Annotated in this window: 22 protein-coding genes and 2 tRNA genes; 18 read left to right on the top strand and 6 right to left on the bottom strand. The window is 62.4% G+C overall.

Going from position 1 to position 24,394, the window contains the following annotated elements:
* Nucleotides 1-2: 2 nt before the first annotated feature.
* Complete coding sequence (locus ACFX4T_RS02495; protein ID WP_377650690.1) at nucleotides 3-752, bottom strand: Tat pathway signal protein; 750 nt, start codon at nucleotides 750-752, stop codon at nucleotides 3-5.
* Nucleotides 753-903: 151 nt separating this feature from the next.
* Here ACFX4T_RS02495 and ACFX4T_RS02500 point away from each other — a divergent pair, with 151 nt between their 5' ends.
* From ACFX4T_RS02500 to ACFX4T_RS02540, 9 genes are all read left to right on the top strand, one after another.
* A complete protein-coding gene (locus ACFX4T_RS02500; protein ID WP_377650691.1) occupies nucleotides 904-2,427 on the top strand; it encodes a DUF4118 domain-containing protein in 1,524 nt (507 codons plus the stop codon).
* The gene (locus ACFX4T_RS02505) at nucleotides 2,424-3,098 is read left to right on the top strand and encodes a response regulator (RefSeq protein ID WP_377650692.1); all 675 of its coding nucleotides are present in this window, start codon (nucleotides 2,424-2,426) and stop codon (nucleotides 3,096-3,098) included. Before ACFX4T_RS02500 ends, ACFX4T_RS02505 begins: the two co-directional genes overlap by 4 nt.
* 30 nt (nucleotides 3,099-3,128) lie before the next feature.
* Nucleotides 3,129-3,785 (top strand): MOSC domain-containing protein, encoded by a 657-nt coding sequence (locus ACFX4T_RS02510; protein WP_377650693.1) that lies wholly within the window; start codon nucleotides 3,129-3,131, stop codon nucleotides 3,783-3,785.
* Between the two features lie 417 nt (nucleotides 3,786-4,202).
* Complete coding sequence (locus ACFX4T_RS02515; RefSeq protein WP_377650694.1) at nucleotides 4,203-6,371, top strand: DEAD/DEAH box helicase; 2,169 nt, start codon at nucleotides 4,203-4,205, stop codon at nucleotides 6,369-6,371.
* A gap of 311 nt (nucleotides 6,372-6,682) precedes the next feature.
* A complete protein-coding gene (locus ACFX4T_RS02520) occupies nucleotides 6,683-7,243 on the top strand; it encodes a LysM peptidoglycan-binding domain-containing protein (protein ID WP_377650695.1) in 561 nt (186 codons plus the stop codon).
* Between the two features lie 118 nt (nucleotides 7,244-7,361).
* A tRNA-Thr gene (locus tag ACFX4T_RS02525) sits at nucleotides 7,362-7,433 on the top strand.
* A gap of 61 nt (nucleotides 7,434-7,494) precedes the next feature.
* Nucleotides 7,495-7,568: transfer RNA gene (locus ACFX4T_RS02530), tRNA-Met, on the top strand.
* Nucleotides 7,569-7,652: 84 nt separating this feature from the next.
* Nucleotides 7,653-8,309, top strand: coding sequence for an NAD(P)-binding oxidoreductase (locus ACFX4T_RS02535; RefSeq protein WP_377650696.1), 657 nt, complete (start codon nucleotides 7,653-7,655; stop codon nucleotides 8,307-8,309).
* Between the two features lie 97 nt (nucleotides 8,310-8,406).
* Nucleotides 8,407-9,978 carry a Na+/H+ antiporter gene (locus ACFX4T_RS02540; protein WP_223946595.1) on the top strand — a complete coding sequence of 524 codons (1,572 nt, stop codon included), beginning with the start codon at nucleotides 8,407-8,409 and terminating at the stop codon, nucleotides 9,976-9,978.
* Nucleotides 9,979-10,014: 36 nt separating this feature from the next.
* Here the strand turns inward: ACFX4T_RS02540 and ACFX4T_RS02545 are convergent, their stop codons facing one another.
* Nucleotides 10,015-11,238, bottom strand: coding sequence for an ROK family protein (locus ACFX4T_RS02545; RefSeq protein WP_377650697.1), 1,224 nt, complete (start codon nucleotides 11,236-11,238; stop codon nucleotides 10,015-10,017).
* A 235-nt stretch (nucleotides 11,239-11,473) separates the two neighbouring features.
* Here ACFX4T_RS02545 and ACFX4T_RS02550 point away from each other — a divergent pair, with 235 nt between their 5' ends.
* The 5 genes from ACFX4T_RS02550 (at nucleotide 11,474) to ACFX4T_RS02570 (ending at nucleotide 17,422) form a co-directional block, all read left to right on the top strand.
* A complete protein-coding gene (locus ACFX4T_RS02550) occupies nucleotides 11,474-12,748 on the top strand; it encodes an extracellular solute-binding protein (protein WP_377650698.1) in 1,275 nt (424 codons plus the stop codon).
* A 24-nt stretch (nucleotides 12,749-12,772) separates the two neighbouring features.
* On the top strand, nucleotides 12,773-13,687 hold the full coding sequence (locus ACFX4T_RS02555) for a carbohydrate ABC transporter permease (protein WP_216925038.1): 915 nt from the start codon (nucleotides 12,773-12,775) through the stop codon (nucleotides 13,685-13,687).
* Nucleotides 13,687-14,598, top strand: coding sequence for a carbohydrate ABC transporter permease (locus ACFX4T_RS02560; RefSeq protein WP_377650699.1), 912 nt, complete (start codon nucleotides 13,687-13,689; stop codon nucleotides 14,596-14,598). The genes ACFX4T_RS02555 and ACFX4T_RS02560 overlap by 1 nt, the downstream gene beginning before the upstream one ends.
* Nucleotides 14,599-14,674: 76 nt before the next feature.
* A complete protein-coding gene (locus tag ACFX4T_RS02565; RefSeq protein ID WP_377650700.1) occupies nucleotides 14,675-16,429 on the top strand; it encodes a glycoside hydrolase family 13 protein in 1,755 nt (584 codons plus the stop codon).
* A gap of 33 nt (nucleotides 16,430-16,462) precedes the next feature.
* The gene (locus ACFX4T_RS02570) at nucleotides 16,463-17,422 is read left to right on the top strand and encodes an aldo/keto reductase family oxidoreductase (RefSeq protein WP_377650702.1); all 960 of its coding nucleotides are present in this window, start codon (nucleotides 16,463-16,465) and stop codon (nucleotides 17,420-17,422) included.
* Nucleotides 17,423-17,514: 92 nt separating this feature from the next.
* Here ACFX4T_RS02570 and ACFX4T_RS02575 read toward each other — a convergent pair whose 3' ends face one another.
* Genes ACFX4T_RS02575 through ACFX4T_RS02590 form a run of 4 tightly spaced genes read right to left on the bottom strand, consistent with a single transcriptional unit; the run spans nucleotide 17,515 to nucleotide 21,413 of the window.
* On the bottom strand, nucleotides 17,515-18,453 hold the full coding sequence (locus tag ACFX4T_RS02575) for a TauD/TfdA dioxygenase family protein (RefSeq protein WP_377650703.1): 939 nt from the start codon (nucleotides 18,451-18,453) through the stop codon (nucleotides 17,515-17,517).
* A 52-nt stretch (nucleotides 18,454-18,505) separates the two neighbouring features.
* Nucleotides 18,506-19,450, bottom strand: a complete 945-nt coding sequence (locus ACFX4T_RS02580; protein ID WP_377650704.1) for an ABC transporter permease — start codon at nucleotides 19,448-19,450, stop codon at nucleotides 18,506-18,508.
* Nucleotides 19,450-20,358 (bottom strand): ABC transporter ATP-binding protein, encoded by a 909-nt coding sequence (locus ACFX4T_RS02585; RefSeq protein ID WP_377650706.1) that lies wholly within the window; start codon nucleotides 20,356-20,358, stop codon nucleotides 19,450-19,452. Before ACFX4T_RS02585 ends, ACFX4T_RS02580 begins: the two co-directional genes overlap by 1 nt.
* A 2-nt stretch (nucleotides 20,359-20,360) precedes the next feature.
* A complete protein-coding gene (locus tag ACFX4T_RS02590; RefSeq protein ID WP_377650707.1) occupies nucleotides 20,361-21,413 on the bottom strand; it encodes an ABC transporter substrate-binding protein in 1,053 nt (350 codons plus the stop codon).
* 378 nt (nucleotides 21,414-21,791) lie between these two features.
* Here ACFX4T_RS02590 and ACFX4T_RS02595 point away from each other — a divergent pair, with 378 nt between their 5' ends.
* The 4 genes from ACFX4T_RS02595 (at nucleotide 21,792) to ACFX4T_RS02610 (ending at nucleotide 24,393) form a co-directional block, all read left to right on the top strand.
* Nucleotides 21,792-22,655: a CoA ester lyase gene (locus ACFX4T_RS02595; protein ID WP_216925045.1), complete on the top strand. Its 864-nt coding sequence runs from the start codon at nucleotides 21,792-21,794 to the stop codon at nucleotides 22,653-22,655.
* Between the two features lie 2 nt (nucleotides 22,656-22,657).
* Nucleotides 22,658-23,578 carry a DUF2797 domain-containing protein gene (locus ACFX4T_RS02600; RefSeq protein WP_377650708.1) on the top strand — a complete coding sequence of 307 codons (921 nt, stop codon included), beginning with the start codon at nucleotides 22,658-22,660 and terminating at the stop codon, nucleotides 23,576-23,578.
* Between the two features lie 85 nt (nucleotides 23,579-23,663).
* On the top strand, nucleotides 23,664-23,888 hold the full coding sequence (locus ACFX4T_RS02605; RefSeq protein ID WP_216925047.1) for a DUF3188 domain-containing protein: 225 nt from the start codon (nucleotides 23,664-23,666) through the stop codon (nucleotides 23,886-23,888).
* 43 nt (nucleotides 23,889-23,931) lie between these two features.
* Nucleotides 23,932-24,393, top strand: a complete 462-nt coding sequence (locus tag ACFX4T_RS02610) for a MaoC family dehydratase N-terminal domain-containing protein (protein ID WP_216925048.1) — start codon at nucleotides 23,932-23,934, stop codon at nucleotides 24,391-24,393.
* Nucleotide 24,394 lies beyond the last annotated feature (1 nt).

Below are 24,394 nucleotides of genomic sequence, written 5' to 3' on the forward strand. Positions count from 1 at the left end.
GCCTAGCCTCCCGAGCTTCCGCCGCTTTTGGAACTGCTGCCAAAGCCGCCACGGCTGACTGTGCCGCCCTTGGTGCTGTAGCCCGTTGAAGTCTTTGCGCCCTGTGGAACTGTCTTGTTGGCGCCCGGGTAGGAGTTGCGGGTCTGTCCCACAGCAGGCACGCTGGCTCCCCGCGAGTAGAAGTACCAGGCGTAGATGGCCGAACCACGGCCATTCGAGCTGCTGTTGTTGCACTGGGAATCGTCCACGCGCTCGCCGGTTTCATCGTTGAAACAGACCTGCGCGTAGTCAGCCTCTTGTTCGCTGCTGGCAACCACGGCGGTGATGGTTCCGGCCAGAAGAGCCGTAACGCCCAAACCCACGACGACGGTGCGGCGCCGGGAACGCTTCTTCCGGGCTTCGGCGTGGGCTGCTTCGCGTTCACGTTCCTTGGCGAACGGGTCAATAATGGGGAGCGGCCCGCCGGGCCCGGGCTGGGATGCGCCGGGCTTGGAAGTACCGGGCTTGGAAGAGCCTGCGTTTAAAGAGCCTGGCTCCTGTCCGCTCGGAGCTTTGTCCCTGTCGTCATTGGCAGGAGGAATCAGCTCGGGATGGAGCTCGGGTTTGGGCACCTGCCACGGTGGCGGCTTGGGCGGATTCTTCGCCGCGTCCGGGCCTTGGCCGCCCCCGGCAGCGCCGCTGCCTGACGCGCCGTTGCCTGAAGCGCCGCTTCCTGAAGCACCGCTGCCTGCGGCGCCTTCGTTCGGGTCCATGTATATCCCCCTGGATAGACCGTTGGATTGTCCGGCGCCATGCCGGACCAGATGCTGAAAGCAAGCCTAGTCCTTGAGTGAAGCGCGGGCACTGCTCTCACCGCAGGATGGGCAGAACTGCCCACCCTGCCAACCGTGGAAGGATGTAGCCATGCCAGGTCCTGAAGCACAAAGCAGCGATTCCGACGCCGTTCTGCTGCGCCTTCCCGCTGTTCGAGGCATCGGCCGTGGACGCGTCGTGACTGGCCTGGTCCTCGCCCTGCTGTTGCCGCCGGGCGTCGAAGTCATGGTCACTGTGCTGGGCTTCCGTAACTTCGCCATGATCATGCTCCTTCAGCTGGCAGCGGCCGTGGCCGTTGCCGCAATCGGAGGCCTGTGGCCCGCCGTGGTCGCGGCGGTGCTGGGTAGTTTCCTGCTGAACTACCTCTCCGCCGAACCCGTGGGTTCCCTGTCCATCGCCGATCCAACCACCCTGTTTACCCTGGTGGTTTTCCTGGCTGTGGCTTGCGGCGTGGCGCTCGCGGTGGGACTGGCAAGCCGCAGGGCCCAGGAGGCTGCGAGGTCCGAGGCCGAGGCCACAGCCCTGAGCGAGTTGGCCCTGCGCATCCTTAGCTCGGACGGCAGCCTTGAATCCTTTCTTGAGAAAGTCCGCGGAAATCTCGGCATGGAGGCTGTGACACTCTTGGGCTCCCCGGGACCGGACAGCGTTACAGTGCCAGGAGCGCCGCCGCAGTGGCGGATTCTTGCGAGCGCCGGCCCCAATCCGCCGGTGACCCATGCAGCCGCGGACCACGCCGCCGTCGTCGATCCCCATTACACGCTGTTGTTGCGCGGTGGTGCGCTGTCCTCCCAACACCAGCGGCTGCTGGCGGCCTTCGGAGCGTTTGTGGTGGCTGTGCGTGAGCGGCAGCAGTTGGTCAAGAGCCGGCGGGACAACCTTCGCCTGGCCGAGGGAAACAAGATGCGGACGTCCATCCTTCGCGCCGTTTCCCATGATTTGCGGACTCCGTTGGCCGGAATCAAACTGGCTGTGAGCAGCCTGCGGCAGGAAGAGGTCCAGTTCCCTCCGGACGTGCAGAAGGAGTTGTTGGAGACGATCGAGAATTATGCTGACCGCCTGGATCATTTGGTGGACAACCTGTTGGATATGTCCCGGATTACCGCCGATGCCGTGAACCCTTTGCTCGCGGGCACCACCTGGACCGAGATATTGCCCGAAGCACTTCGAGGGATCCCGAAGGAAAGGATACGCAGCGAGCTGCAACCCAACCTGCCGCCCGTAACAGCGGACGCCGGCATGTTGGAGAGCGTGGTGGCAAACATTGTTGAAAACGCGGTGAAGTACGCGCCTGGTTCGGACGTTATCCTGACTGCGCGTGCCGGTGCCGGGATCACAGTGGGGGACCAGCCTGCCAGTGAACTGAGGATCGTGGACCACGGAAGCGGGGTGGGGCATAACGAAGTGCTCGAGATGTTCCAGCCCTTCCAGCGGCTTGGTGATTCGCCCTCCCCGGCAGGTGGCGCGGGCGGCGGCATCGGGTTGGGACTTGCGGTGGCCAAAGGCTTCACGGAGGCCATGGGCGGCACGCTCATGGCGGAGCCGACGCCAGGTGGCGGCTTGACAATGGTGGTTACCTTGCCGCTGTGGACCGGTCACGGGGGAGGCAGGGCATGACCCGTGTGCTGATTGTTGAGGACGAAGCCCAGATCGCGCGGGCAATGCAGGTAACCCTGCAGGCCCACGGGTACCAGGCAATGACCGTTGGAAACGGCGCCGATGCCCTAAACGCCGTGGCGAAACAAAGCGTGAACATTGTTGTGCTGGACCTTGGATTGCCGGACATGGACGGGGTGGAGATCATCCGCCGCATCCGCGGGTGGAGCAGTGTGCCCATCATCGTGTTGTCCGCCCGGCATGCCTCGGAGGACAAAGTGGAAGCGCTCGACGCCGGTGCGGACGACTACGTGACCAAGCCCTTCGGACTGGATGAGCTGCTTGCACGGCTTCGGGTCGCCTCGCGCCGGGTGCTTAGCGATCGGGAGGAACCTACCTTGGCGACGTCGGACTTCATGGTGGACCTGGCGGGCAAGAAGATCGTGAAGGACGGGTCAGAGGTGCGGCTGACCCCCACCGAGTGGAACATCCTGGAGTTGCTGGTCCGGAACAAGGGAAAGCTGGTGAGCCAGCAGCAGATCCTGACCCAGGTCTGGGGGCAGGCCTATGCGAAGGAGACGCAATATCTCCGGGTCTATATTGCCCAGTTGCGGCGAAAGCTGGAGCGGGACCCGGCCGTGCCCCGGCACCTGCACACTGAAGCGGGAATGGGTTACCGTTTCGACCCTTAAATCAGGCTCCCCGTCCGTAAACTGTTGTCCATGAACACCGCATCCCTCCTCGCCGTCTGCCGTGTCCACCAGTTGTTGCCGGACCCGGAAGGAAGCGTTGGCGTCACCGCGATAGATAAGCGTCCTGTGGAAGGCCCCGTCAAGATCCACAAGCTCGGCGTCCACGGCGACGTCCAAGCCAACAGGATCGATCACGGCGGTGCAGACCAGGCTCTGTATGCCTATTCCCAGGCGGACGCCGATTACTGGTCAGCCGCACTGGACCGGGAGCTTCCAGCTGGCGTCTTCGGGGAGAACTTGCGGGTGGACGGAATCGAGACCACGGGAGCCGTCATTGGTGAACGTTGGAAGATCGGGCTGGACGTGGAAGTGGAGGTAACGTCACCGCGCGTCCCGTGCGCCACCTTCCAGCGCTTGCTGGACGAGCCGCAATGGGTGAAGCGCTTCACGCAGGCCGGGCGGGTGGGGACCTACCTGCGGGTGATCAAGACCGGGACGGTCTCAGCGGGAGACCATATTCACCGGCTATTCGTTCCGAAGCACGGCATAACTGTTGGCCAGTGGTTCAGTGAGCCTACCCCGGACATGGTGCAAACCCTGCTCGATGCCGAGGCGGACGGGGAGATCCGGCTTCAAGACGAATACCATGAGAAGTTCGAGAAAGTGCTGCGGCGTAACGGGTTGTAAGCCTACTTGAGCGGGCTGGAGGGCTGCCTGGAAGGGCCGAAGGTTCCGGGTGTGCTCAAGCTCACCTGGTCTTCATCGGCCCTCAAGTCGCGGTGATGGCACTCTGTGCCCTACACTTGAAATATCCCCCACTCCGGAAATCCCTTTATCCTGCCCAATTCTTGAGGCAGGACTGGTAAGTGTTGGGGCCCGCAAATGTGTGCGGGCATTTTCATAGGGAGAGCCGGCTAAAGAAAACGCTGTACAGACTGCTGGGATAGCAGCCAAGAGATGCAGCGGGAAGTCCTGCCATGGGATTGCGATAGCGCCGGACTTCTTGCGAAAGCAGGGCACCTTTGCCTGGCTCTTCGCGACGAGTAATGCGGCCAAGCCCAACCGGGCCGCGCCGACTGCCCTATGGATGAGGAATTTCCCCCTATGACCGAAAATCTCAACGAAAACTTCGACGCCCCCAACGCTGAGTCTGCTAACGCAGCAGAGACCGCCGCTGAAGGCACCGTAGTAGACGCACCGGCCACCGCCGCTGCCCCCGTCGAGAACGCTGCACCCGAGTCTGCAGCCCCCACCTTCACCGAAGCTCCTGCCCCCAAGGCAGACGACGAGGAAGAAGGCGTCCGCTTCGTCGATCTTGGCATCGATGGCCGCGTTCTGGCCGCACTGCAGGATGTCGGGTACGAAAAGCCGTCCCCCATCCAGGCAGCCACCATCCCGCTGCTCCTGGAAGGCCGCGACGTCGTCGGCCTTGCCCAGACCGGTACCGGCAAGACTGCAGCCTTCGCTGTCCCTGCCTTGTCACGCCTCGCTGAGCTGCACGACCTCAACGGACCGTCCCGCAAGACCCAGGCATTGGTCCTGGCGCCGACGCGTGAACTGGCCCTGCAGGTTGCTGAAGCGTTCACTTCCTACGCCAAGCACATTGACGACTTCACCGTGCTCCCGGTTTACGGTGGTTCCGCTTACGGTCCCCAGCTGGCCGGCCTTCGCCGCGGTGCGCAGGTTGTTGTCGGTACCCCCGGCCGTGTGATCGACCACATCGCCAAGGGCTCCCTGGACCTCTCCGAACTCCAGTACCTGGTGCTGGACGAAGCTGACGAGATGCTGCGCATGGGCTTCGCCGATGACGTAGAGCAGATCTTCCAGCAGACCCCGGAAACCCGCCAGGTTGCGCTGTTCTCTGCCACCATGCCGGGCCAGATCCGCCGCATGTCCAAGCAGTACCTGAACAACCCTGCTGAAATCTCGGTGAAGTCCAAGACCACCACCGGTGCCAACACCAAGCAGCGCTACCTTCAGGTCATGGGCCCGCACAAGCTGGACGCCCTGACCCGCATCCTCGAGGTTGAAGACTTCGACGGCGTCATCGCCTTCGTGCGCACCAAGATGGCAACCGAGGACCTCGCTGACAAGCTGAAGGCCCGCGGTTTCCAGGCTGCCGCCATCAATGGCGACATCCCGCAGCAGCAGCGCGAACGCACTGTTGACGCGCTGAAGGAAGGCCGCATCGACATCCTCGTTGCTACCGACGTCGCAGCCCGTGGTCTTGACGTTGAGCGCATCAGCCACGTCATCAACTACGACATCCCCCACGACACCGAGTCCTACGTCCACCGCATCGGCCGTACCGGCCGTGCAGGCCGTTCCGGTGACGCGATCCTGTTCATGACTCCGCGGGAGAAGTACCTGCTGCGTTCCATCGAGAAGGCTACGCGCCACCCGGTGGAGCAGATGCACCTGCCCACGGCCGAGACCGTGAACACGCTGCGCCTGGGCAAGTTCGCTGAGCGCATCACCGAGACCCTCGAGTCCGAGGATGTTGCAGCATTCCGCGACCTCATCGCCTCCTACGAGGAAGAGCACAACGTACCGGCCTCGGAGATCGCTGCTGCACTCGCGGTCATGGCACAGGGCGGACAGCCGTTGCTGGTCAAGGAACTGCCTGCAGCTCCTGAGTACCAGAAGCGCGAACGCTCCAAGGACGGCTTCGGCTCCCGTGGTCCGACCCGTGCACTGACCGAGGGCAACGCCACCTACCGGATCGCCGTCGGACGCCGTCAGCGCGTCATGCCGGGCTCCATCGTGGGTGCGATTGCCAACGAAGGTGGCATCTCCTCCGCACAAATCGGTGGCATCGACATCCGCTCGGACCACTCCCTGGTGGAGCTCCCGGCAGACTTGAGCCCCGAGCAGCTGCGCGCACTGTCCCGTACCCGCATTGGTGGTGAACTGATCCACCTCGAGCTGGATAACGGACGCAGGCCCAACAGCGACCGTGGCAGCTACTCCGGTGGTGGCGCCGGTGGCCGTGGTGGCTATGGCGACCGCGAAAACCGTGGTGGCGGCAACTTCAAGGGCAGCGGTGGGTTCAAGAAGGACTTCCGCAAGTCCGAAGGTGGCGAGCGTTCCTCTGCCGACCGCGGCGGCCGCACGTACAGCGACCGCTCCGAGCGCACTGCAGGCAGCTTCGGCGATCGCGATCGCGGCCAGTCCAGCGGCTCCCGCTTCGGCGGACACGGCGACGGCGCCCGCAAGCCCCGCAGCGGCGGCGAAGGCGGACACCGCGACTTCAACCGCAAGGGCAAGTGGTAAAGAGTAAGTAGTTCCCGTCAGGGGGTCGGCTTTCGGGTCGGCCCCCTGTGGCGTTTAATCCCCTCAATCCCTGCCCTTGTTCGATATACGGCGCCTTGTACGTCGGGTATGTCGAACAAGACCGGGATTTGTGTACCCGTCCACAGAGCCCTGCCCATGAAATAGCTGCTTGACCGCCCCTGCAGGCCGTGCAGGCCTCGGAAGTCTTGGAAGCCTTGGAACGGCCGGAGTGCCGCCGTACGATCGAGGTGCTACGCGTGGCGTAGCTGCGAAGAGCCTGACGGTCGCACGCTGAATGTAGGAGGGTTCCGATGGGATTGCTCGACAACTTGAAGAAGAACCTGGGCCTTGGTGAGAAAGATCACCCAAGCACGGATGCCAGTGTGGTGGATGCCGGTGAAAAGGATCACGGGAACCAAGGTGCGGCCACCATGCCGGACATCTCAGTTGATCCAGCTGACCAGCCGGCTGCCGACCCCTCCGCTGTGGCCCAGGCGGCAGAGGATGCTGCCGCCGTCGATGCTTCTGCTTCGAGCAAAGCCGATGCAGAAGCCGCTGCAGCCCAGGCCGCGGAACAGCAGGCGGCAGCCAACGCTGCGGGCGCTCAGATCGCCGAGCAGGCGGGCGTGGAGCCGGAAGCCCCGGAGGTCCAGCCAATGGCCCAGCAGGCAGCCTCTGAGGCCGCAGCCGAGGCAGGACAACGTGGTCCGGTCGCCCCGCGCGTCACGGAGGTCGTGGTGGAGCCCGGCGACACCATGAGGGGCATCGCTGCGCAGTTCGGGGTGGACCTCGGAGCCCTGATCGCGACGAATGCTGACACCGTGCCCAACCCGGACCTCATCTACCCCGGACAGGTGCTCCGGCTGCCCTGATTTGGGCGGTATCTGGATCAGGAAAATGGCGTCTGCGCAAATTGTGTCGGCGCCGTTTTTCCCCGGTTTTTCGCCGATTTGTAGCTTCTGAAAACGTCCGGTAGAGTATTTACTCGTTGCCCCCCTAGCTCAGTGGTAGAGCGCGTTCTTGGTAAGAACGAGGTCACCGGATCGATTCCGGTGGGGGGCTCTGAATGAGGGCCTGTGTCAAGGCGGTTTTGACCGGCTTGACACAGGTTTTTCTCATTCGTGGCGGTGTAGCTCAGTTGGTTAGAGCGCACGACTCATAATCGTGAGGTCGGGAGATCGAGCCTCCCCACCGCTACAGAGCAAGACCCCGCAGGTATCATCTGCGGGGTCTTTTCGTTTGCCCGTCGGCGCCGCCTTCCATCTGGGACAGAATGGGTGCATGAGCCGAATCGCAATCATTGGCGGCCACGGCAAAGTGGCCCTTCATTTATCCCGGATTCTTAGTGGCGAAGGTCACGATGTCACGTCGTTCATTCGAAATCCCGACCATGTGGCAGATGTCACGGAGACTGGAGCCGCTGCGCAGGTACTGGACGTGGAAAACTCGACGACGGCGGAACTCGCCCAGGCGCTGAAGGGCCACGACGCCGTGGTCTGGTCGGCGGGGGCCGGTGGGGGCAACCCGGCCAGGACGTATGCCGTGGACCGGGACGCCGCGATCCGATCCATGGACGCGGCCAAGGAAGCCGGCGTTAAGCGTTACGTGATGGTGTCCTACATAGGAAGTGCAAAGGATCACGGCATTCCCCAGGACCACCCTTTCTTCCCTTACGCAGAGTCCAAAGCAGCGGCCGATGACTACCTGCGCAGTAGCGGCCTGGATTGGACGGTGCTGGGACCCGGAACCCTGACAGAGGAGCCGGCGTCCGGGTTGATCGAAGTCAACCCGGCAAACCCTGGCAACGGCACCGGGACGTCCCGTGCCAACGTCGCCCTGGTGGCCGCTGCCGTCCTGGAACTTCCTGGCACTATCCACCGGACCATCACTTTCAAGGATGGAACAGTTGACGTGGTGGATGCCCTGACCGCGGATTAACGTGGCAAGGCATCCGTGGACCCCGGGATAGGTTGGTAGGTAGCTTCCGCAGGCCAGGCCTGGGGAAAGCTCGTACAACTTCTGGGGAAGCGGGAACATGGATCAGCTGGCACTCATTATCGGATTGCTGCTTGCCACGGTGCTGGCCGTCGGCTTGGGGGACAGGCTTCGGCTTCCTTATCCGGTCCTGATGCTGCTCCTGGCTGTTGCACTAACGTTCATACCAGGCTTCCCTGAGTTTGAGATTTCACCGGAACTGATCCTGCCGATCTTCCTCCCACCGTTGCTCTTTGCCACTGCGCAGAAGAGTTCCTGGGCCGTTTTCCGCGTGCGGTGGCGGACGCTGCTACTCATGGCTGTCGCCTTGGTGGTGGTTTCCACCGCGGTGGTGGCTGGTGCTGCATGGCTCATGATTCCTGGCATCGGGATTCCGGCAGCGATTGCCCTGGGAGCCATGGTTGCGCCGCCGGACCCCGTTGCAGTGGAGTCCGTGGCTGGCCGGGTTCACATGCCCAGGCGGCTCATTACCGTTCTGCAGAGCGAGGGCCTTTTCAATGACGCCGCCGCCATCGTGATCTTCCAGGCAGCGGTTGCCGCTACGGTCTCCGGTAGCGAGGTGGGGCCTAATGTCATCCTGCAGTTCGTGGTGGGTGCGGCCTTGGCGGTGGTCATCGGCATCGCCATGGGCTGGCTGACGAAGTTCATTACCAAGCTTGTGACGTCCATGGTGGCACGCAGCGCGGTCACGCTCGTGGTTCCGTTTGCTGCGTACATCCTGGCGGAAGAGCTGCACGCGTCAGGTGTGGTGGCCGTCGTCGTGACCGCCTTGGAACTGCAACGGCACGCACGGCCGCAGGACGCTGCTGAGCGCATCACGCGGACAGCGTTCTGGGACGTGGTGGAGCTTCTGGCGACCGGACTGGCCTTCGGCCTGGTGGGCTTGGAGATCCGCCACGTCATCCGTGACGAGGGGACGGCGATTTTCGGGATGATCGGCGTTGCCGTGGTGATTTGTGTCCTGGTGTTCGTTGTTCGTTACCTATGGCTCGGTCTTCTAGCTCTAACCGCCCACCAGCGACGAAATCTCCTGCAGCCAACCTCGCCCAAGGAAGTACTCATCCTGACGTGGTGTGGAATGCGTGGGCTGGCCACACTGGCTCTCGCTTTGGCGCTCCCGGTGACCTTGCCGGATGGGAGTGACTTTCCCGCACGGCACGAAATCCTGGTCATCGCATGCGCCGTGCTTCTGGCCACGCTGGTACTGCCGGGCCTGACGCTTCCTTGGCTGATGCGGGTCCTGAAAGCCACGGAGGACGGTTCCCATGAAAAGGACGCGGCACGCGTTCTGGCTAAACGTGCCCAAACGGCAGCGGTGTCGGCGCTGAAGGACCACGAGCTCATGAAGGAACTCCCAGCGGACAAAGTGGCACTGGTCAAGGAAAAGATGCGCCGGCTCCATGCAGAGCTGCTGGATGGGACGTTGCGGAACGAGTCGGCGGCGGAGAAACGCAAGCGGGGGCGTGAACTTGCCATTGCCGTGCAGACGATCGCCCTGGATGCCGCCCGCCAGGAAGTGGTGGAGGCCCGCAATGAGCCTGGGACTGATCCTGAAGTGGCAGATCGTGTTCTGAGGCAGCTGGATCTGCGCACCATGTCCATGCCGGAATAGCGATCCGCGTGGGCCCGCAGCCGGGCACGGACAGGATCAGGAAGCGTTCGCGGGCTTCGGCAATGACGACGGGGAGAGATCCAGCGCGTGCTCCTCGACGTAGTCCAGGGCGTGGCGGATCGCACCGAGGGACACAATGCCCTCACTGAGGGTGGAGGTTGCCAGCCGCGGGGGAGTGAACGTGAAGTCCGGCAACTGCTTTTCAATGGCTGGGATCAGGGCGTTTGCAGAGGATGCGACGGCTCCCGCAATAACAACCAACTCGGGGTTGACCAAAGTGCTGATTGAGCCGATGACCCGGGCCATGCGGTGCGCCAAACGGTCCAGGACCTGAGCGGCGGCGTGGTCGCCTTCCGCGGCTGCCTTGAAAACCATCTCTGCTGTCAGCGCTGCGGGATCATCCCCGCAAAGTTTCCGAAGCTTCGTGCCCTTGGTATCGTCAAGGACTTCCCGCCCCCAGAGCGCAGCGTAGTGCGCGATGCCGTAGGTGTCGCCCACGCCGTCCACGGTGTCCAGGTATCCCAGTTCCCCGAAGCCACCAAGCTGCCCGTGGAGCAAACGGCCGGATTCGAGGATTCCGGAACCCAGACGGTCGCCGGCGAGCATGACAACGAGGTTGTCGACTCCCTGCGCGGTGCCCTGCCACCGTTCCGCGAGGGCTGCGAGGTTGGCGTCGTTTTCAAGGAGTACATGCCAGCCATGCCGCTCTGAAACAATCCCGCGGACATCGAAGGATTTCCAGAATTCCTGGACGGTGAGGACCTCGCCGTCGCGGCTTACCGGGGCAGCCACTCCAACGGACACAGCAAGGATCGAGTCTGCAGATACGCCGGCCTTTTTCAGGACGTCTGCTGCGATCCGGTCCAGCACATCTGCGCGCTCATTGGCAGAGACGTTGTACGTCCGGAAGGGCATCGTGACCTGGGATAATGGTGTTCCGGCCATGTCGGCCACTATGGCGGTGATCTTATTGGCGCCGATGTCGATTCCGAGCACGCTGGCCGCGCTGTCGTCGAAAACAAAGCGACGTGCCGGCCTGCCCTTGATGTAGTCTCCTGCCCCTCGCTGGTTTTCCAGCTCCTGGAGCCAGCCCAGCCGGACGAGTTCTTCGCAGATGGAAATGACGGTGGCGCGGGAGAGCCCAGTGGAAGCCATGAGTTCGGTGCCTGTTACCACACCGGCGCCACGCATGGCCTTGAGCATCGCGCCGGCATTGACCCTGCGAACCAGCTGTGTTGACGGCGCAGTCCCGATCAGCATTCCGGCGCTCCCACCTTTCCAGCCGCCTACCGGAGTGATAGAACGGTCTCTCTAAATTTAGTACATAAATTTAGATGACGACGCATTTCCCCAAAAGCTTGACGGTGTGGTGCTCCTCACTAAATACTAGCGATAGGTCATAAATTTACCTCCTATCTAAAACCGGGTTGAGGTTGAGGTCGACCACTTCCCCCAAGGCATAGCGGCCACTGGGGATCCGCGAGACGAAAGGACTATGGAGTCTGTGAAAGCTACGCGCAAGAAACGCATGGCAGCGATGGGCCTGGGTCTGGCTCTGCTGGCCGGCCTTCTCTCGGGCTGTACCGGAGAACCGGGTAAAGAGACCATCCGCTTCACCTTCAGTAAGCGGGAGGCCATCGGCTTCATGACCAAGCTGGTGGCCGACTACAACGCTTCCCAGGACAAAACCCAGGTGGTGCTGGACACTTCGGGCGTCGACGTCGTGTCCGCAAGCTTCGTCCGCGGCAATCCACCGGACATCGCGCTTGCAAACTACAACATGGAAACGTCCCGCTTTGTTCAGCGCGGAGCGTTGAGCGACTTGTCCGGCACGCAAGCCGCCTCCCGCGTCCGCGAGGACCTCCAGCCGCTGATGGACCAGTACGGTTCCTATCCGGGACGCACCAGTGCCCTGCCCTACTCAGTCATGGCGTCCTCGGTGATCTACAACAAGGAGATCTTCGCTGCGCACAACATCGCGGTGCCGAAGACCTGGAGCGAGATGATCGCGGCGTGTGAAGCACTGAAAGCCGCTGGGGTGACGCCGTTCTATGCCACATGGAAGGATGACTGGACGATCGCCCAGGGGTGGTTTGACTACTCCGTAGGTGGGCAGGTGGACACCATTGACTTCTTCAAGAAGCTTGCTGCCGAAGGCACGGAGGTTGGGCCGGAATCCTCGGTGTCATTCCAGAAGGACTTCAACCAGCCGGTCGAGAAGATGCTGAGGCTCGCAAAGAACTACGTCAACAAGGATGCTGCAAGCCGCGCCTACGGTGACGGTAATCTTGCTTTCTCTCAGGGCAAAGCGGCCATGTATCTGCAGGGCCCGTGGGCATTCAGCGAGATCGCCAAGACCGCCCCGGACCTCAAGCTCGGAACCTTCCCACTCCCGATGACCGAGGACCCCAAGGACCTGCGTGTTCGGGTCAATGTGGACCTCGCGGCCTGGATTCCAGAGGCATCCAAACACAAGGACGCTGCGCGTAACTTCCTCGAGTACCTGTACCGGCCAGAGGTGATCGATGCCTACAACAAATCACAGCTGGGCTTCACACCAACCAAGGATTCTGCGAACGTCCCGGACCCCCGGATCGAGGGGATGGTGGAGTACTACGAGAAGTCGCAGGTTTACCAGGGGCCGTCGGTACTCGTTCCGCGCACCATACCGATCATGAACTACACGCAGGCAATCGTGTTCGGCGCGTCCCCTGCATCCACCCTTCGCACACTCGACGCTGATTGGGCGCGCCTGGCCTTCCGCCAGTAGTGCAGAACATAGGAAGTCAGAATCATGTCCAGCATTAGCACCTCAACCACATCCGGGCAGAGTCGCCAAAGGCCACGCAGCAGGCGCCGTGTGGAACCGATCTTCTACTTTTTCCTGGTACCCAGCCTCATCCTGTTCACCCTTGCCATCACGATCCCGGGCATCATCGGTATCTTCTTCAGCTTCACCAACTCCATCGGGATCGGTGACTGGGAGTTCATCGGCCTGACCAACTACATCGCGATCTTCAGTGACCCCGCTATCCTGCAGAGCTATCTGTTCACCTTTGGGTTCTCGATCGTCACGGTGATCGCGGTCAACGTGATCGCTTTCCTCCTTGCCGTCGGCCTCACTGCACGCATCCGGATGAAGTCGGCACTGCGGACCATCTTCGTCATCCCGATGGTGGTTTCCGGCATCATCATCGCCTACGTGTTCAACTTCCTGTTCTCGAACTCCCTGCCGGAGGTCGGTGCTGCGGCAGGGATCCCGTGGCTGGAAAGCAGTCTGCTGGCCAACCCCGATCTCGCGTGGATTGCGATTGTTCTTGTCACAGCATGGCAGGCAGTACCTGGGGCGTTGCTCATCTACATCGCGGGCCTCGTTGCCGTGCCCGGGGACGTCTATGAGGCCGCGGAAATCGACGGCGCGAGCAAATTCCAGCAGCTCTTGAAGATCACCCTTCCGTTGGTGGCCGGTTACGTCGTCATCAACATCATTCTCGGGTTCAAGGGCTTCCTGAATGCTTACGACATCATCGTGGGGCTGACGAACGGTGGCCCGGGGACCTCCACCAGGAGCATTGCGATGACTGTCATTGCCGGCTTCAATGGCGGCGACTACGCCTACCAGATGGCCAACGCGACGATCTTTTTCGTGGTCGCCATCCTTATCTCACTCCTGCAGCTTTCGCTGACTCGCGGACGGAATGCACTCTGATGACCAAGCAAACCACCCTCGCAATCGAGGACTCCTCCCACGTTGAAACCGTCACCGCTCCAAACATCCGACGGCGGCCGGCTCCGGCGATCGAGCGCGTCAACTGGCCTGCGACCACGGTCCTCGTCCTGTGCGCAGTGACCGTCCTGCTTCCTCTCTATGTCACGGTGTCCATGGCTTTCAAGACCCAGGGGCAGGCTGTGGATGGCAACGCCTTCTCATTTCCCGCCCCCTTCAGCCTCGACGGTTTCATCCAGGCCTGGACCCTGACGAACTTTCCCGTGGGTGCCGCGATGTCATTGCTGGTGACTGCAGGGACCGTCCTTGCCACCATCGTCCTTGCTGCATTCGCCTCCTACGCGATTGTGCGCAACTGGGAACGCCGTTTGTTCAGGTACTCGTTCTTCTACCTTCTTGGAGCGATGTTCATTCCGTTCCCGGTGGTTGCACTGCCGCAGATCCAGCTCACCGGTCGTCTTGGGCTGGACAACCCGTTCGGCGTAATCCTCCTGGCCACCATGTTCCAACTGAGCTTCAGCGTGCTGCTCTTCACGGCATTCCTGCGTTCCATACCCATGGAACTGGAAGAGAGTGCCCGGATCGATGGCGCCACAACATGGCAAACATTCTGGAAGCTGATCTTCCCGCTATTGGCGCCGATGAGCGCGACCGTGGGTATCTTCGCATTCCTTTATGCATGGAATGACTTCATGATGCCGTCGCTGATCATTTCCGATCCCGCACTGCAGACACTGCCGGTACGGCAAAACCTGTTTCAAACCCAGTTCAGCAACAACTACCACGTATCTTTCGCCTCCTACCTGATGGCGATGGCACCCGCGATCGTCGCGTACCTCTTTACACAGAGGTGGGTCATGGCCGGCGTGACACAGGGGGCCGTCAAGGGCTAGTGGATGTTGACCTTCCGTGCCCAGCGTTTCATACTGGTCCGGGATATAAATTTAGATTCTAAATCAAAGGAGTTTCGTGAGCACTTCCGCCACTCAGGCACACCGTACCGATGCAGAGCGAATGGCTGATCCGAACTGGTGGCGCCAGGCAGCTGTGTACCAGATCTACCCCCGCAGCTTCGCCGATTCCAATGGCGACGGCATCGGCGACCTCAAAGGCATCACTGCCAAGGTTCCGTACCTGAAGGAACTGGGGATCGACGCCGTATGGCTGAGCCCGTTCTACCCGTCGGCGCTTGCGGACGGTGGCTACGACGTCGATGATTACCGCAACGTGGACCCCAAACTGGGGACGCTTGAAGATTTCGATGAGATGGCAGCAGCACTGCATGCCGCCGGCATCAAGCTGGTGGCCGACATCGTGCCCAACCACTCTTCGGACCGCCATGAATGGTTCAAGGAGGCCCTGGCATCGCCCAAGGGCTCTGCAGCGCGGGAACGCTACATCTTCCGTGACGGCAAGGGGGAAAACGGCGAACTGCCGCCCTCGGATTGGGACTCCGTGTTTGGCGGACCGGTCTGGGAACGCATCACCGAGCCCGATGGCACACCCGGCCAGTGGTACATGCACATCTTTGCCAAGGAGCAACCCGACTTCAATTGGAACAACCCTGAGGTTCGCGAGGACTTCCTCAAGACCCTGCGGTTCTGGTCCGACCGCGGCGTGGACGGCTTCCGCATCGATGTCGCCCACGGCATGGCCAAGGATCTCTCCGAGCCGTTGCCGATGAAGGCAGACCTCGAAGCCCGCGCTCACGGCACGGACGGTTTCGTGGACGGATCGCACCCCTTCTGGGACCGCGACGAAGTCCACGAGGTCTACGCGGAGTGGCGCAAGCTCTTCAACGAGTACAACCCGCCGCGCACCGCCGTAGCCGAGGCCTGGGTCCACGAATCGCGTCGTGCCCGCTACGCCAGCCCCGAGGGACTGGGCCAAGCCTTCAACTTCGACCTCCTGCAGGCCGACTTCGAAGCACCATCCTTCCGGAAGATCATCACGGAAAACCTGATCGCGGCCAAGGAAACCGGGGCGTCCTCCACCTGGGTGTTCTCCAACCACGACGTCGTTCGGCACGCCACCCGCTATGGACTGCCCAAGGGCGGTTCAGTTGCGCAGGGAACCAACGCCGCCCAGGACGTCTCGGCCACCAAGCCAAAGGGCCAGGACGGCAAAGGCTGGCTGCTTGCCGGCGCACCGGCGGAAGAGCTAGACGTCGAACTCGGCTTGCGTCGTGCCCGCGCCGCCACGCTGCTGCTCCTCGCGCTACCCGGCTCCGCCTACCTCTACCAAGGCGAAGAGCTTGGCCTGCAGGAAGTAGCTGAGATCCCGGACTCTGAGCGGCAGGACCCGTCCTTCTACCGCAACCCAGGGGTCGAGATCGGCCGCGATGGTTGCCGTGTCCCGCTGCCATGGACCGCAGAAGGGCCCTCCTTTGGCTTCGGAGAAGGCAAAGCCCACTTGCCACAGCCGGAATGGTTCGCAAACTACGCGGTGTCCGAGCAGGAAGGACGTGAAGGCTCAACCCTGGAGCTCTACCGCAAAGCCCTGCGCCTGCGCAGGGAACTTCAGACCGACGAGGAACTCGAATGGGTTGAGACCGGAAACCAGGACGTTCTGCACTTCAGCCGTCCGGGCGGTTGGGAAACCGTAACCAACTTCGGAACTGAGCACTTCGCGCTTCCGGCGGGCAGCGTCGTCGTGAGCAGTGGACCGGTGGAAGGCGGCCTGCTGCCGGCCGACACCACAGCCTGGGTGGTCCGCGACGCGTAAGCGCCGGGCAAGTCAACTGGATTGAATACAGGTATGAATAACGCGAACGGGCGCGGGCGCCTGATCTACGGCTGCATGGGACTTGGCGGTCCTTGGGACGGTACGTCCTATGGTGCCGCCGAGATCGAACAGGCCGCCGCAGTCATCGAGGCAGCACAAGGTATCGGCATTGAATTGTTCGATCACGCTGACATCTACCGCAGCGGCAAGTCCGAAGCCGTCTTTGGGGAAGTCCTCGCCCGTTCGCAGGGCCTGCGCGAGAAGATCCTGCTGCAAACCAAGTGCGGGATCAGGCTGGGGGAGCGCGGGCTGGATACGCACTACGACCTCAGCCGGGAAGCCATCCTTGAACGGGTCAATGAAAGCCTGAAGCGGCTTCAAACGGATTGCGTAGACGTCCTTCTCCTGCACCGCCCGGATCCTTTGATGGATCCGCGCGAGGTGGCGGACGCCGTCGGGCAGCTTGTTACGGAAGGAAAGGTGCGGCAGCTGGGTGTGTCCAACATGTCCGGTGCGCAGATCGCGTTCCTGCAGGACTGCCTTGAGATGCCCATCGTTGCCAACCAGCTGGAGATGAGCCTGCTGCGACGGGACTGGCTGGAAAGCACCGTGTTGGTCAACCATGCCGACGGCCTGGGCTTCAACTTTCCGCATGGGACGGTGGAGCTATGCATGGCCAAGGGGATTGAGCTCCAGGCCTACGGCTCCTTGGCTCAGGGACGCTACACAGGGGCGCCGTCCGAGGAAATGTCGCCGGCCGAGTCCGCAACCGCTGGAATGCTTCAGCGGCTCGCGGCGGAGAAAGGCACCACCCCCGAATCGGTACTGCTGGGGTGGCTGATGCGGCATCCGGCGCGGATCTCTCCCGTACTCGGAACCACCAATCCCGGGCGGATCGCTGCCTGCTCTGATGCCGCGTCCGTGGCTGCCGCCATGACCCGCGCCGAGTGGTATGGCCTGTGGGTGGCAGCTCGGGGAAGCAACATCCCTTAAACCCAACTGAGTCGCAGTTAAGCACGTTTTGAGGGTTCAAAACGCGCTCAGCTGCGACTCAGATGGGTTACAACAGCAACACATACGGGCTCCTACGAAACTGCCGCGGCAGCGACCGGGGCCACCACCGAGTAGGTGCTTGAATCACCCTGGATGGCCTGGCTTGCCTTGCCGTCGATGCTTACAGGAATGTCGCCGGCAATGGTCACACGGTTCAACTTGCGGGGCTGGCCGTCGTAGTTGTCCGGGGCGTAGTGCTGGGTGATCCGGTTATCGAACAACACAACCTGGTTGGGCTCCCAGTTCACGCGGACCACATTCTCAGGACGCGTCACATAAGCCTGCAGCAGCCTGATGATGTCCCGGGATTCAGTGTTGGACAAGCCCACGATCCGAAGCCGCTGCGCGAAACCCCCAATGAACAATCCGCGCTCGCCGGTCAACGGGTGGACCCGCACCACGGGATGGGCGGTTTCGAACTTCAGGCGGGTAAACTCCTTGCGGCGCTTCTCGGCATTCTGGTGCTCAAGGTTTTTGGGCACGGAATAGTCGTAATCGTTGGTGTGGATGGCCCAAAGGGTGTCTGCGAAGTTCCGCAGTTCCTCCGGCAGGTCCTGGTACGCCCCGGCGGAGGAAGCAATGAGCGTCTCGCCGCCGTAGGCGGGCAAGTCGATGCTGCGCAGCGTGGAGGCCTGCGGCGGATTGACGACGAACGTGACGTCCGTGTGCCAGTTGTTCGCGGAGCCGTTCTCGCTGTCCACCGGCAAGACGTTTTCTTCACCTTCCACGGAGGCAACCGTGGGATGCGCCTTCGTGAGCGGGCCGAAGTGGCTGGCGAACTTCACCTGGGCTTCGTCGGTGCGGATGTTGGCCTCCCGGAATACCAGCGCCTTGTGCTCGTTGAGCGCGCCGCGGATCTGAGCGATCGTGTCCTCGCTGAGGTCTCCACTGATATCGAGTCCTCGTATTTCCGCGCCGATGCGGGAGCCTAGCTTGGCGAATTCAAGCTTGGTTTCGGTAATGACGGTCATTATTTCTTTCCTTACTTTGTGATGGGTTGTGGCAAGTGCCACGGGGTGGTTTTCAGGGTGCATCCGCGCCCACTGCGGTCCGCCAGCGGGAGAAATGGCGTTCCAGTGCGACCAGCAGGAAGTTCACGCCAAGGCCCAGGAGCGAGACTGTGAGGATGCCCGCGTACATGTCCGGGATGAGGAAGCTGCTCTGTGCGTTCACGATCAAATACCCAAGGCCGGCCTTGGCGCCCACCATCTCGGCGGCGATCAGCACCAGGATGGACGCGGTGCCAGCCATCCGGATTCCGGTAAAGATCGTGGGCACGGCCGATGGCAGGATGACCTTCTGGAAGAGCCGGAAACTGTTCAGCCCCAGCGAGCGCGCAGCCCGTATGAGCAGCGGATCCACGGTTTTCACTCCTGCGATCGTGTTCAGCAGCACCGGGAAGAAGGCTGCGTAAGCCACGATGCTGATCTTGGATTCCTCGCCGATGCCCAGCAGGAGCGTGAACACCGGCAGCAGGGCTAGCGCGGCCGTGTTGCGGAAGAGTTCCAGCAAGGGGTTGAGGACTGCGTTGAGCCGTCCGTACCAGGCGATCAGGAGTCCCAGCAACACACCTGCAACGAGCGCCGCGCCGAAACCGGTGACTGACCTGGTGAGGCTGGCCGCAATGTGGCCTTGGATGGTGCCGGCTTCAAAGAGCTTGCCCCATGCCAAGAGCACGTCGTGCAACGGTGGCAGGAATACCTTGGTGGACGGGCTGGCCAGATACGTCGGGCCGAACTCCCACAGTGCCAGGAAGGCCAGGATGCCGGCGGACTTCCACACGCCTGATCCGGCTGCTGCCGTAACCCTTCGCGCGGTGGCGAGGACCGGCGTCGAACGTTGCGCGTTAGCCTCGGGGGCGGGTGCGGCAGCAGTACCGGACGGCCCGACGGCGTTACCCGGCTCAGTCCTGATGCTTGCCTTGCGCGTTGCCGCCGCGGTTTCTGTCTGGGTCAATGTGGTGCTCATCAGGCCGCAGTCCTCTCGTGGGTAATGGTTCCCTCTTTGGTGGCGGTTGCCGGTTCATCCGGTGCGCTGCCGTCCGGGAGGATCTTCCGGTGCCCGGCGTCCTGCGCGCGGCGGACCTCATCGTGCAGGAGCGTCCACACCTCGTGCCGGTGCTCGACGAAGGCCGGGTGGGAGCGGATGTCGTCCTCGCCGTCGCGATCGGGGATGTTGATGTCCACAATTTCCTTCAGCCAGCCGGGGCGGGCGCTCAGCACAGCCACGCGCTCGCCGAGGTACACGGCCTCGTCAATGCCGTGCGTGATGAACACGATCGTCTTGCCGGTTGCCCTCCAGATGCGCAGCAGTTCGTCCTGCAACTGCTCGCGGGTTTGGGCGTCCAATGCCGCGAAAGGCTCGTCCATCAGCAGGACGTCGGGCTCATAAGCCAAGCTGCGGGCAATGGCGACACGTTGCTTCATGCCTCCCGAGAGCTCATGGGGATAGCGGTCCTCGAAGCCGGCCAGCCCGACGAGCGCCAGATACTCCTTGGCCTTCGCTGCCCGTTCCCGGCGGTTCAATTTCCTGCCGTCCGGCCCTGCTCCTTCCAGGCCGATGGACACGTTGGCGGAAGCTGTCCGCCAAGGGAACAGTGCGTACTGCTGGAACACCACAGCACGGTCCTTGCCGGGACCCGTCACGGGCTTGTTGTCAACGAGAACCTCGCCGGACGTGGGTGTTGAGAGACCCGCGAGCAAGTCCAGCAGCGTGGTCTTGCCGGAACCACTTGGCCCTACCAACGTAAGGAACTCGCCGTCGCGCACGTCCAGGCTTAGCGAATCGATGGCCGTGAGCGTCGTTGCGGCCGTGGACTTCGTAGCCCGGACCGTGAATTGCTTGGTGACATTGCGGAGGCTGATTTTGGCAGTCATGGCTATCCCTTCTTGGCTGCGTTAGTAGTTGTGCCGTTCGTGGCGCTGGCGAGATCGTTGAATTCATTGGTGTAGTACTTGGCCGGCGTGAGCTTGTCCTTCACGATCCCGGCAGAGTTCAGCCACGCCTCCCACCGGGTAAAGTCCTCGTCCTTGATCACGCCGCTGTCCGGAACACCAGGGCTCTTCCAGAACTTCAGGTTGGCTGTGCTCTCATTGCGTCCGCGGTTTTCGATGATCTTGGTGAAGCGGGCAATGACTTCGTCGCGCGGTGATTCTGCCGCCCATTTGATGGCTTTGGCAACGCCGGTAGTGAAGGTGCGGGTGGTGTTCGGGTTCTTTTCGATGAAGTCGTTCCGGAGCACGATCTGGCCGCCTGCAAAGTTGCCGAACAACTGCACATCGCTGAACAGCGAACGTAGTCCGCCAGCCTCAATGGCCCTGTCCTGCAGCACGCCGCCCAGAGTTCCCGCGTCCACTTGCCCGCGGCGGATGGCTTCCTCGGTGTCGTTCGGAGCCAAGGGGACGAGTTGGACCTGCTTGATCTCGTCCTGGCTGAGACCGTTCCGCGTCAGGTATGTGTTGATGACCGCTTCGTGGTGGGCGCCCAGTGTGTTGACCGCGATCTTCTTTCCGATCAGGTCACGGGGTCCCTTGATGGAGCTGTCTGCCTTCACGTAGTAGCCACTGAAGGTCTTCTCATCCGAGCCGTAGTAGTTGACCACGGCCTTCACCGGGGCGCCCGCTTCGATCAGCTTCACCACCGCTCCGGAGAACGCGCCACCGAAGTCGGTCTGGTTGGTGGCTGCGGATTGGATGTCCTGGGGTCCGCTGGTGGTGTTGCCCACCCAGTTCAGTTTCAGGTCGCCCAGGTATCCGAGGTCTGCGGCAAGTTCGGGGAAGGTCACGTTGTTGGCTGAGCCTTGGTAGCGGAGTTCTTTGACCTCCGTGCCTTGGTTGGCTTGTCCGGCTTCGGCTGCACCGCCGCAGCCGGACACCGTCAGCGCTAGTACGACGGCGGCCGCGACGCTCAGCAGGGGCAGGTGCAGTTTCATGGGAGCTACTTTCGAGTGCAAGTTGTTAGTTGGAGAGCCGTACGTTCACCGGCTTGGGAACGATGTAAGCCCATCCACGTGGCCCGTGGAAAGCGCCGCGGTCACGCTGGGAAACCGCGGGAAATGGTGTGAAACAGCGGGCAACGCGAAGCCATGAACTGCAATCGACGGACACAAAGTCGCAGCGTTGAGCTTGATGAAGACTGTGTTAAGTTCAATTACTCACGGCGGGTGGTGCGTTGAAAACGAATGGTGCCTGCCGCCGTCGGCCGGTCATACTGGGCGCGGGCACAGTCATAAGGGATTTAGTTCGTATTGATCCTCACAACCGGGCGGATTTCTTCGCCTTGCGGGCCGCCGGGCGGATACGGTAGATACATGACGTCTAGCATCGCCGCCGAATCCATTCGGCCTACCCGCAACATTCCCGCCGACATCGCCCGTTCCTGGCTCCTTGTGAATGCCATGAAGACGGAGCTTTTTGACGAATCCGCGGGTTCACGGGCAGACGCCATCATCCTTGACATCGAAGACGCCGTTGACCCCTCCCAGAAGGACGCGGCGCGCGAGAATGTCGTGAACTGGCTGAGGTCCGGCGGTCAGGCCTGGGTCCGCATCAACGATGCCACCAGCCCGTTCTGGGCAGACGACCTCGCAGGCCTGCGCGGTACCCCGGGCCTGCTCGGGGTGATGCTCGCCAAGACTGAGTCCGCGGACCAGGTCACGGAGTCCTACCACCGCATGGACGGCAAGACTCCCGTGATTGCACTGGTCGAGTCCGCCCTCGGCATCGAGGAAGCCAACCACATTGCCCGCGCCCAGGGCGCGTTCCGCCTGGCCTTCGGTTCCGGTGACTTCCGCCGCGACACCGGCATGGCCGCCACCCCCGAGGCCATGGCCTACCCGCGTGCCAAGCTCGTCGTAGCCAGCCGCGTGGGCAACCTGCCCGGCCCCATCGATGGCCCCACGGTCGGCACCAACCACCCCATCCTGCGCGAGCAGACCGGTATCACGGTAACCATGGGCATGACCGGCAAGCTGTGCCTGGCCATCGACCAGACCACCGTGATCAACGAGGTCATCAGCCCCACTCCGTCGGACGTTGCCTGGGCTACCGACTTCATGAGCGACTTCGAAGCCAACGGCCGGGTCATCCGCGATGGTTCGGACCTCCCACGCCTTGGCCGCGCCGAGAAGATCATGAAGCTCGCAGTTGCCTTCGGGGTTCAGCCCTCCCTGTAGCCATGCTGGTCCACGGCATAGCTTGGGACTCTTCTTCACCGGCTTTGAAGTTGTTGTCGCCGGATGGGGAGTTCACTGACCTTGCGTTGGCCCCGGGTTCAACCTTGGGCCTGCGCGTCATGCCCGGGGTGTGGTGCCTTGGCCATACCAAGGTCCACGGGCCGGGCAACCGTACCCATGTTCCTTGCCGCAGCGGCTCCCCAGCCGAACGTGGGAAACAGTGCGGGGCCTGCTTTGCCCGGGACGATTCCCGGCTCATGCATGACTTCCACCGGGGCGGCTCTGTGCCTGCCGGTCTTCGCGCTTACCTCATGCAGCCACACTGGCTTTACGTTGCAACGTTCGCCAATGGGGCAACCAAGGTCGGGACTGCCTCGGCGCCGCGCAAGTGGAACCGGCTGGCCGAGCAGGGCGCCGTTCAGGCTTCCTATGTTGCCCTTGCCGAGGACGGCCGGGTTGTTCGAGTGCTCGAGGACCTTGTGACCCGCGAGCTTGGACTCGTCCAGCAGGTCCGTTCCGCCGCCAAGGCGGCGTCGCTCGTTGAGCCGCGCCCCGGCGTCGAGCTTGTTGCCACCAATCGCCGGCATGCCGCGCAGGTTCGTGGCTTGCTGGGCGGACTTGCCATGACCGGATTCGCCCTTGTGGAGGAAGAGTGGGAGCGGCCGGCCTTGGCTGACCGGCTCTGCACCGTTCGTGCCGCCGGTTCTTCGCGCCACCCGTACCCGGCAGCGTTCGACGGCGGAGGGCATGGCCTGCGGGTCCACTCACTTTCCGGTGCTATCGCCTTGGTTGGCCTCCCGGATGCCAAGGGAAACGAGGTGGAGGGTAGCTTCGTGGCAGATCTGGGCGCGTTGAAGGGACGAAAGATCGAGTTCGGCGCCCACGTCACGGAAATCCCAGCACTGCAGGATTCTTTGTTCTAACTCCTTGTGCGGCCTGCTGTGCGCGCTATTCCTGGGTTTTGGGGCGCAGAGCGGGCCCCGCAACGCGCACCGGTAGACTTGGACGGTGCTGAACGAATTCTGGGCCACCTCCTCCACCGCCTACAAAACGCTGGTTTTCAGCGCCATGGGGCTCATCGCCGTCGGACTCATCCTTTCCATTGCCGGAAACACCACCGGCAACCAGGGATTGGCCATTGCATCACTGCCCGTGATTGGCGTCGGGCTGCTGCTCCACGTCACAGGGCTCGTAGTCCGGGGCCAGAAGATCCGCAAGAGCTACAAGAAGTAGTCGCAACACCACCGGAGGCTCGCTGGCCCGATAGGGTTGGACCATGAGTATCAATCCGGACCTGCAGGGCCGAAGCTACCCTGCCGCAGAGGTTTATGACGTCTCCCGCGAGAAGATCCGCGAATTTGCGAAGGCCGTGAAGGCCAGCAATCCTGCGCACTTCGACGTTGAGACAGCACGGGCCATGGGGCACAGCGATCTTGTAGCCCCGCCGACGTTTGCCATCATTGTTGCCCAGCGCGCCGACGCCCAGCTTGTGGAGGACCCCGAGTCCGGCATCGACTTCTCCCGCGTGGTGCACGCGGACCAGCGCTTTACCCATCACCGCGCCATTGTGGCCGGGGACCGCCTCGTGGCTGAACTGCATGTTGATGGAGTACGGGCCATGGGCGGGGGCGCGATGATCACAACGCGTTCAGAGATTTTCGCCCTCGACGGCAACGATGACCGTGAAAAAGTAGCCACCACCACCTCGTCCATCCTGGTCCGCGGAGAGGGACAGTAAC

Origin of the sequence: Paenarthrobacter sp. YIM B13468, from assembly GCF_042788025.1 — a bacterium.
GTDB lineage: Bacteria > Actinomycetota > Actinomycetes > Actinomycetales > Micrococcaceae > Arthrobacter > Arthrobacter aromaticivorans.

Excerpts from the sequence above, each read along its gene's own strand:
- ACFX4T_RS02495 (WP_377650690.1), bottom strand. The coding sequence starts at position 752 with ATGGACCCGAACGAAGGCGCCGCAGGCAGCGGTGCTTCAGGAAGCGGC.
- ACFX4T_RS02500 (WP_377650691.1), top strand. The coding sequence starts at position 904 with ATGCCAGGTCCTGAAGCACAAAGCAGCGATTCCGACGCCGTTCTGCTG.
- ACFX4T_RS02505 (WP_377650692.1), top strand. The coding sequence starts at position 2,424 with ATGACCCGTGTGCTGATTGTTGAGGACGAAGCCCAGATCGCGCGGGCA.
- ACFX4T_RS02510 (WP_377650693.1), top strand. The coding sequence starts at position 3,129 with ATGAACACCGCATCCCTCCTCGCCGTCTGCCGTGTCCACCAGTTGTTG.
- ACFX4T_RS02515 (WP_377650694.1), top strand. The coding sequence starts at position 4,203 with ATGACCGAAAATCTCAACGAAAACTTCGACGCCCCCAACGCTGAGTCT.
- ACFX4T_RS02520 (WP_377650695.1), top strand. The coding sequence starts at position 6,683 with ATGGGATTGCTCGACAACTTGAAGAAGAACCTGGGCCTTGGTGAGAAA.
- ACFX4T_RS02535 (WP_377650696.1), top strand. The coding sequence starts at position 7,653 with ATGAGCCGAATCGCAATCATTGGCGGCCACGGCAAAGTGGCCCTTCAT.
- ACFX4T_RS02540 (WP_223946595.1), top strand. The coding sequence starts at position 8,407 with ATGGATCAGCTGGCACTCATTATCGGATTGCTGCTTGCCACGGTGCTG.
- ACFX4T_RS02545 (WP_377650697.1), bottom strand. The coding sequence starts at position 11,238 with ATGCTGATCGGGACTGCGCCGTCAACACAGCTGGTTCGCAGGGTCAAT.
- ACFX4T_RS02550 (WP_377650698.1), top strand. The coding sequence starts at position 11,474 with ATGGAGTCTGTGAAAGCTACGCGCAAGAAACGCATGGCAGCGATGGGC.
- ACFX4T_RS02555 (WP_216925038.1), top strand. The coding sequence starts at position 12,773 with ATGTCCAGCATTAGCACCTCAACCACATCCGGGCAGAGTCGCCAAAGG.
- ACFX4T_RS02560 (WP_377650699.1), top strand. The coding sequence starts at position 13,687 with ATGACCAAGCAAACCACCCTCGCAATCGAGGACTCCTCCCACGTTGAA.
- ACFX4T_RS02570 (WP_377650702.1), top strand. The coding sequence starts at position 16,463 with ATGAATAACGCGAACGGGCGCGGGCGCCTGATCTACGGCTGCATGGGA.
- ACFX4T_RS02575 (WP_377650703.1), bottom strand. The coding sequence starts at position 18,453 with ATGACCGTCATTACCGAAACCAAGCTTGAATTCGCCAAGCTAGGCTCC.
- ACFX4T_RS02580 (WP_377650704.1), bottom strand. The coding sequence starts at position 19,450 with ATGAGCACCACATTGACCCAGACAGAAACCGCGGCGGCAACGCGCAAG.
- ACFX4T_RS02585 (WP_377650706.1), bottom strand. The coding sequence starts at position 20,358 with ATGACTGCCAAAATCAGCCTCCGCAATGTCACCAAGCAATTCACGGTC.
- ACFX4T_RS02590 (WP_377650707.1), bottom strand. The coding sequence starts at position 21,413 with ATGAAACTGCACCTGCCCCTGCTGAGCGTCGCGGCCGCCGTCGTACTA.
- ACFX4T_RS02595 (WP_216925045.1), top strand. The coding sequence starts at position 21,792 with ATGACGTCTAGCATCGCCGCCGAATCCATTCGGCCTACCCGCAACATT.
- ACFX4T_RS02600 (WP_377650708.1), top strand. The coding sequence starts at position 22,658 with ATGCTGGTCCACGGCATAGCTTGGGACTCTTCTTCACCGGCTTTGAAG.
- ACFX4T_RS02610 (WP_216925048.1), top strand. The coding sequence starts at position 23,932 with ATGAGTATCAATCCGGACCTGCAGGGCCGAAGCTACCCTGCCGCAGAG.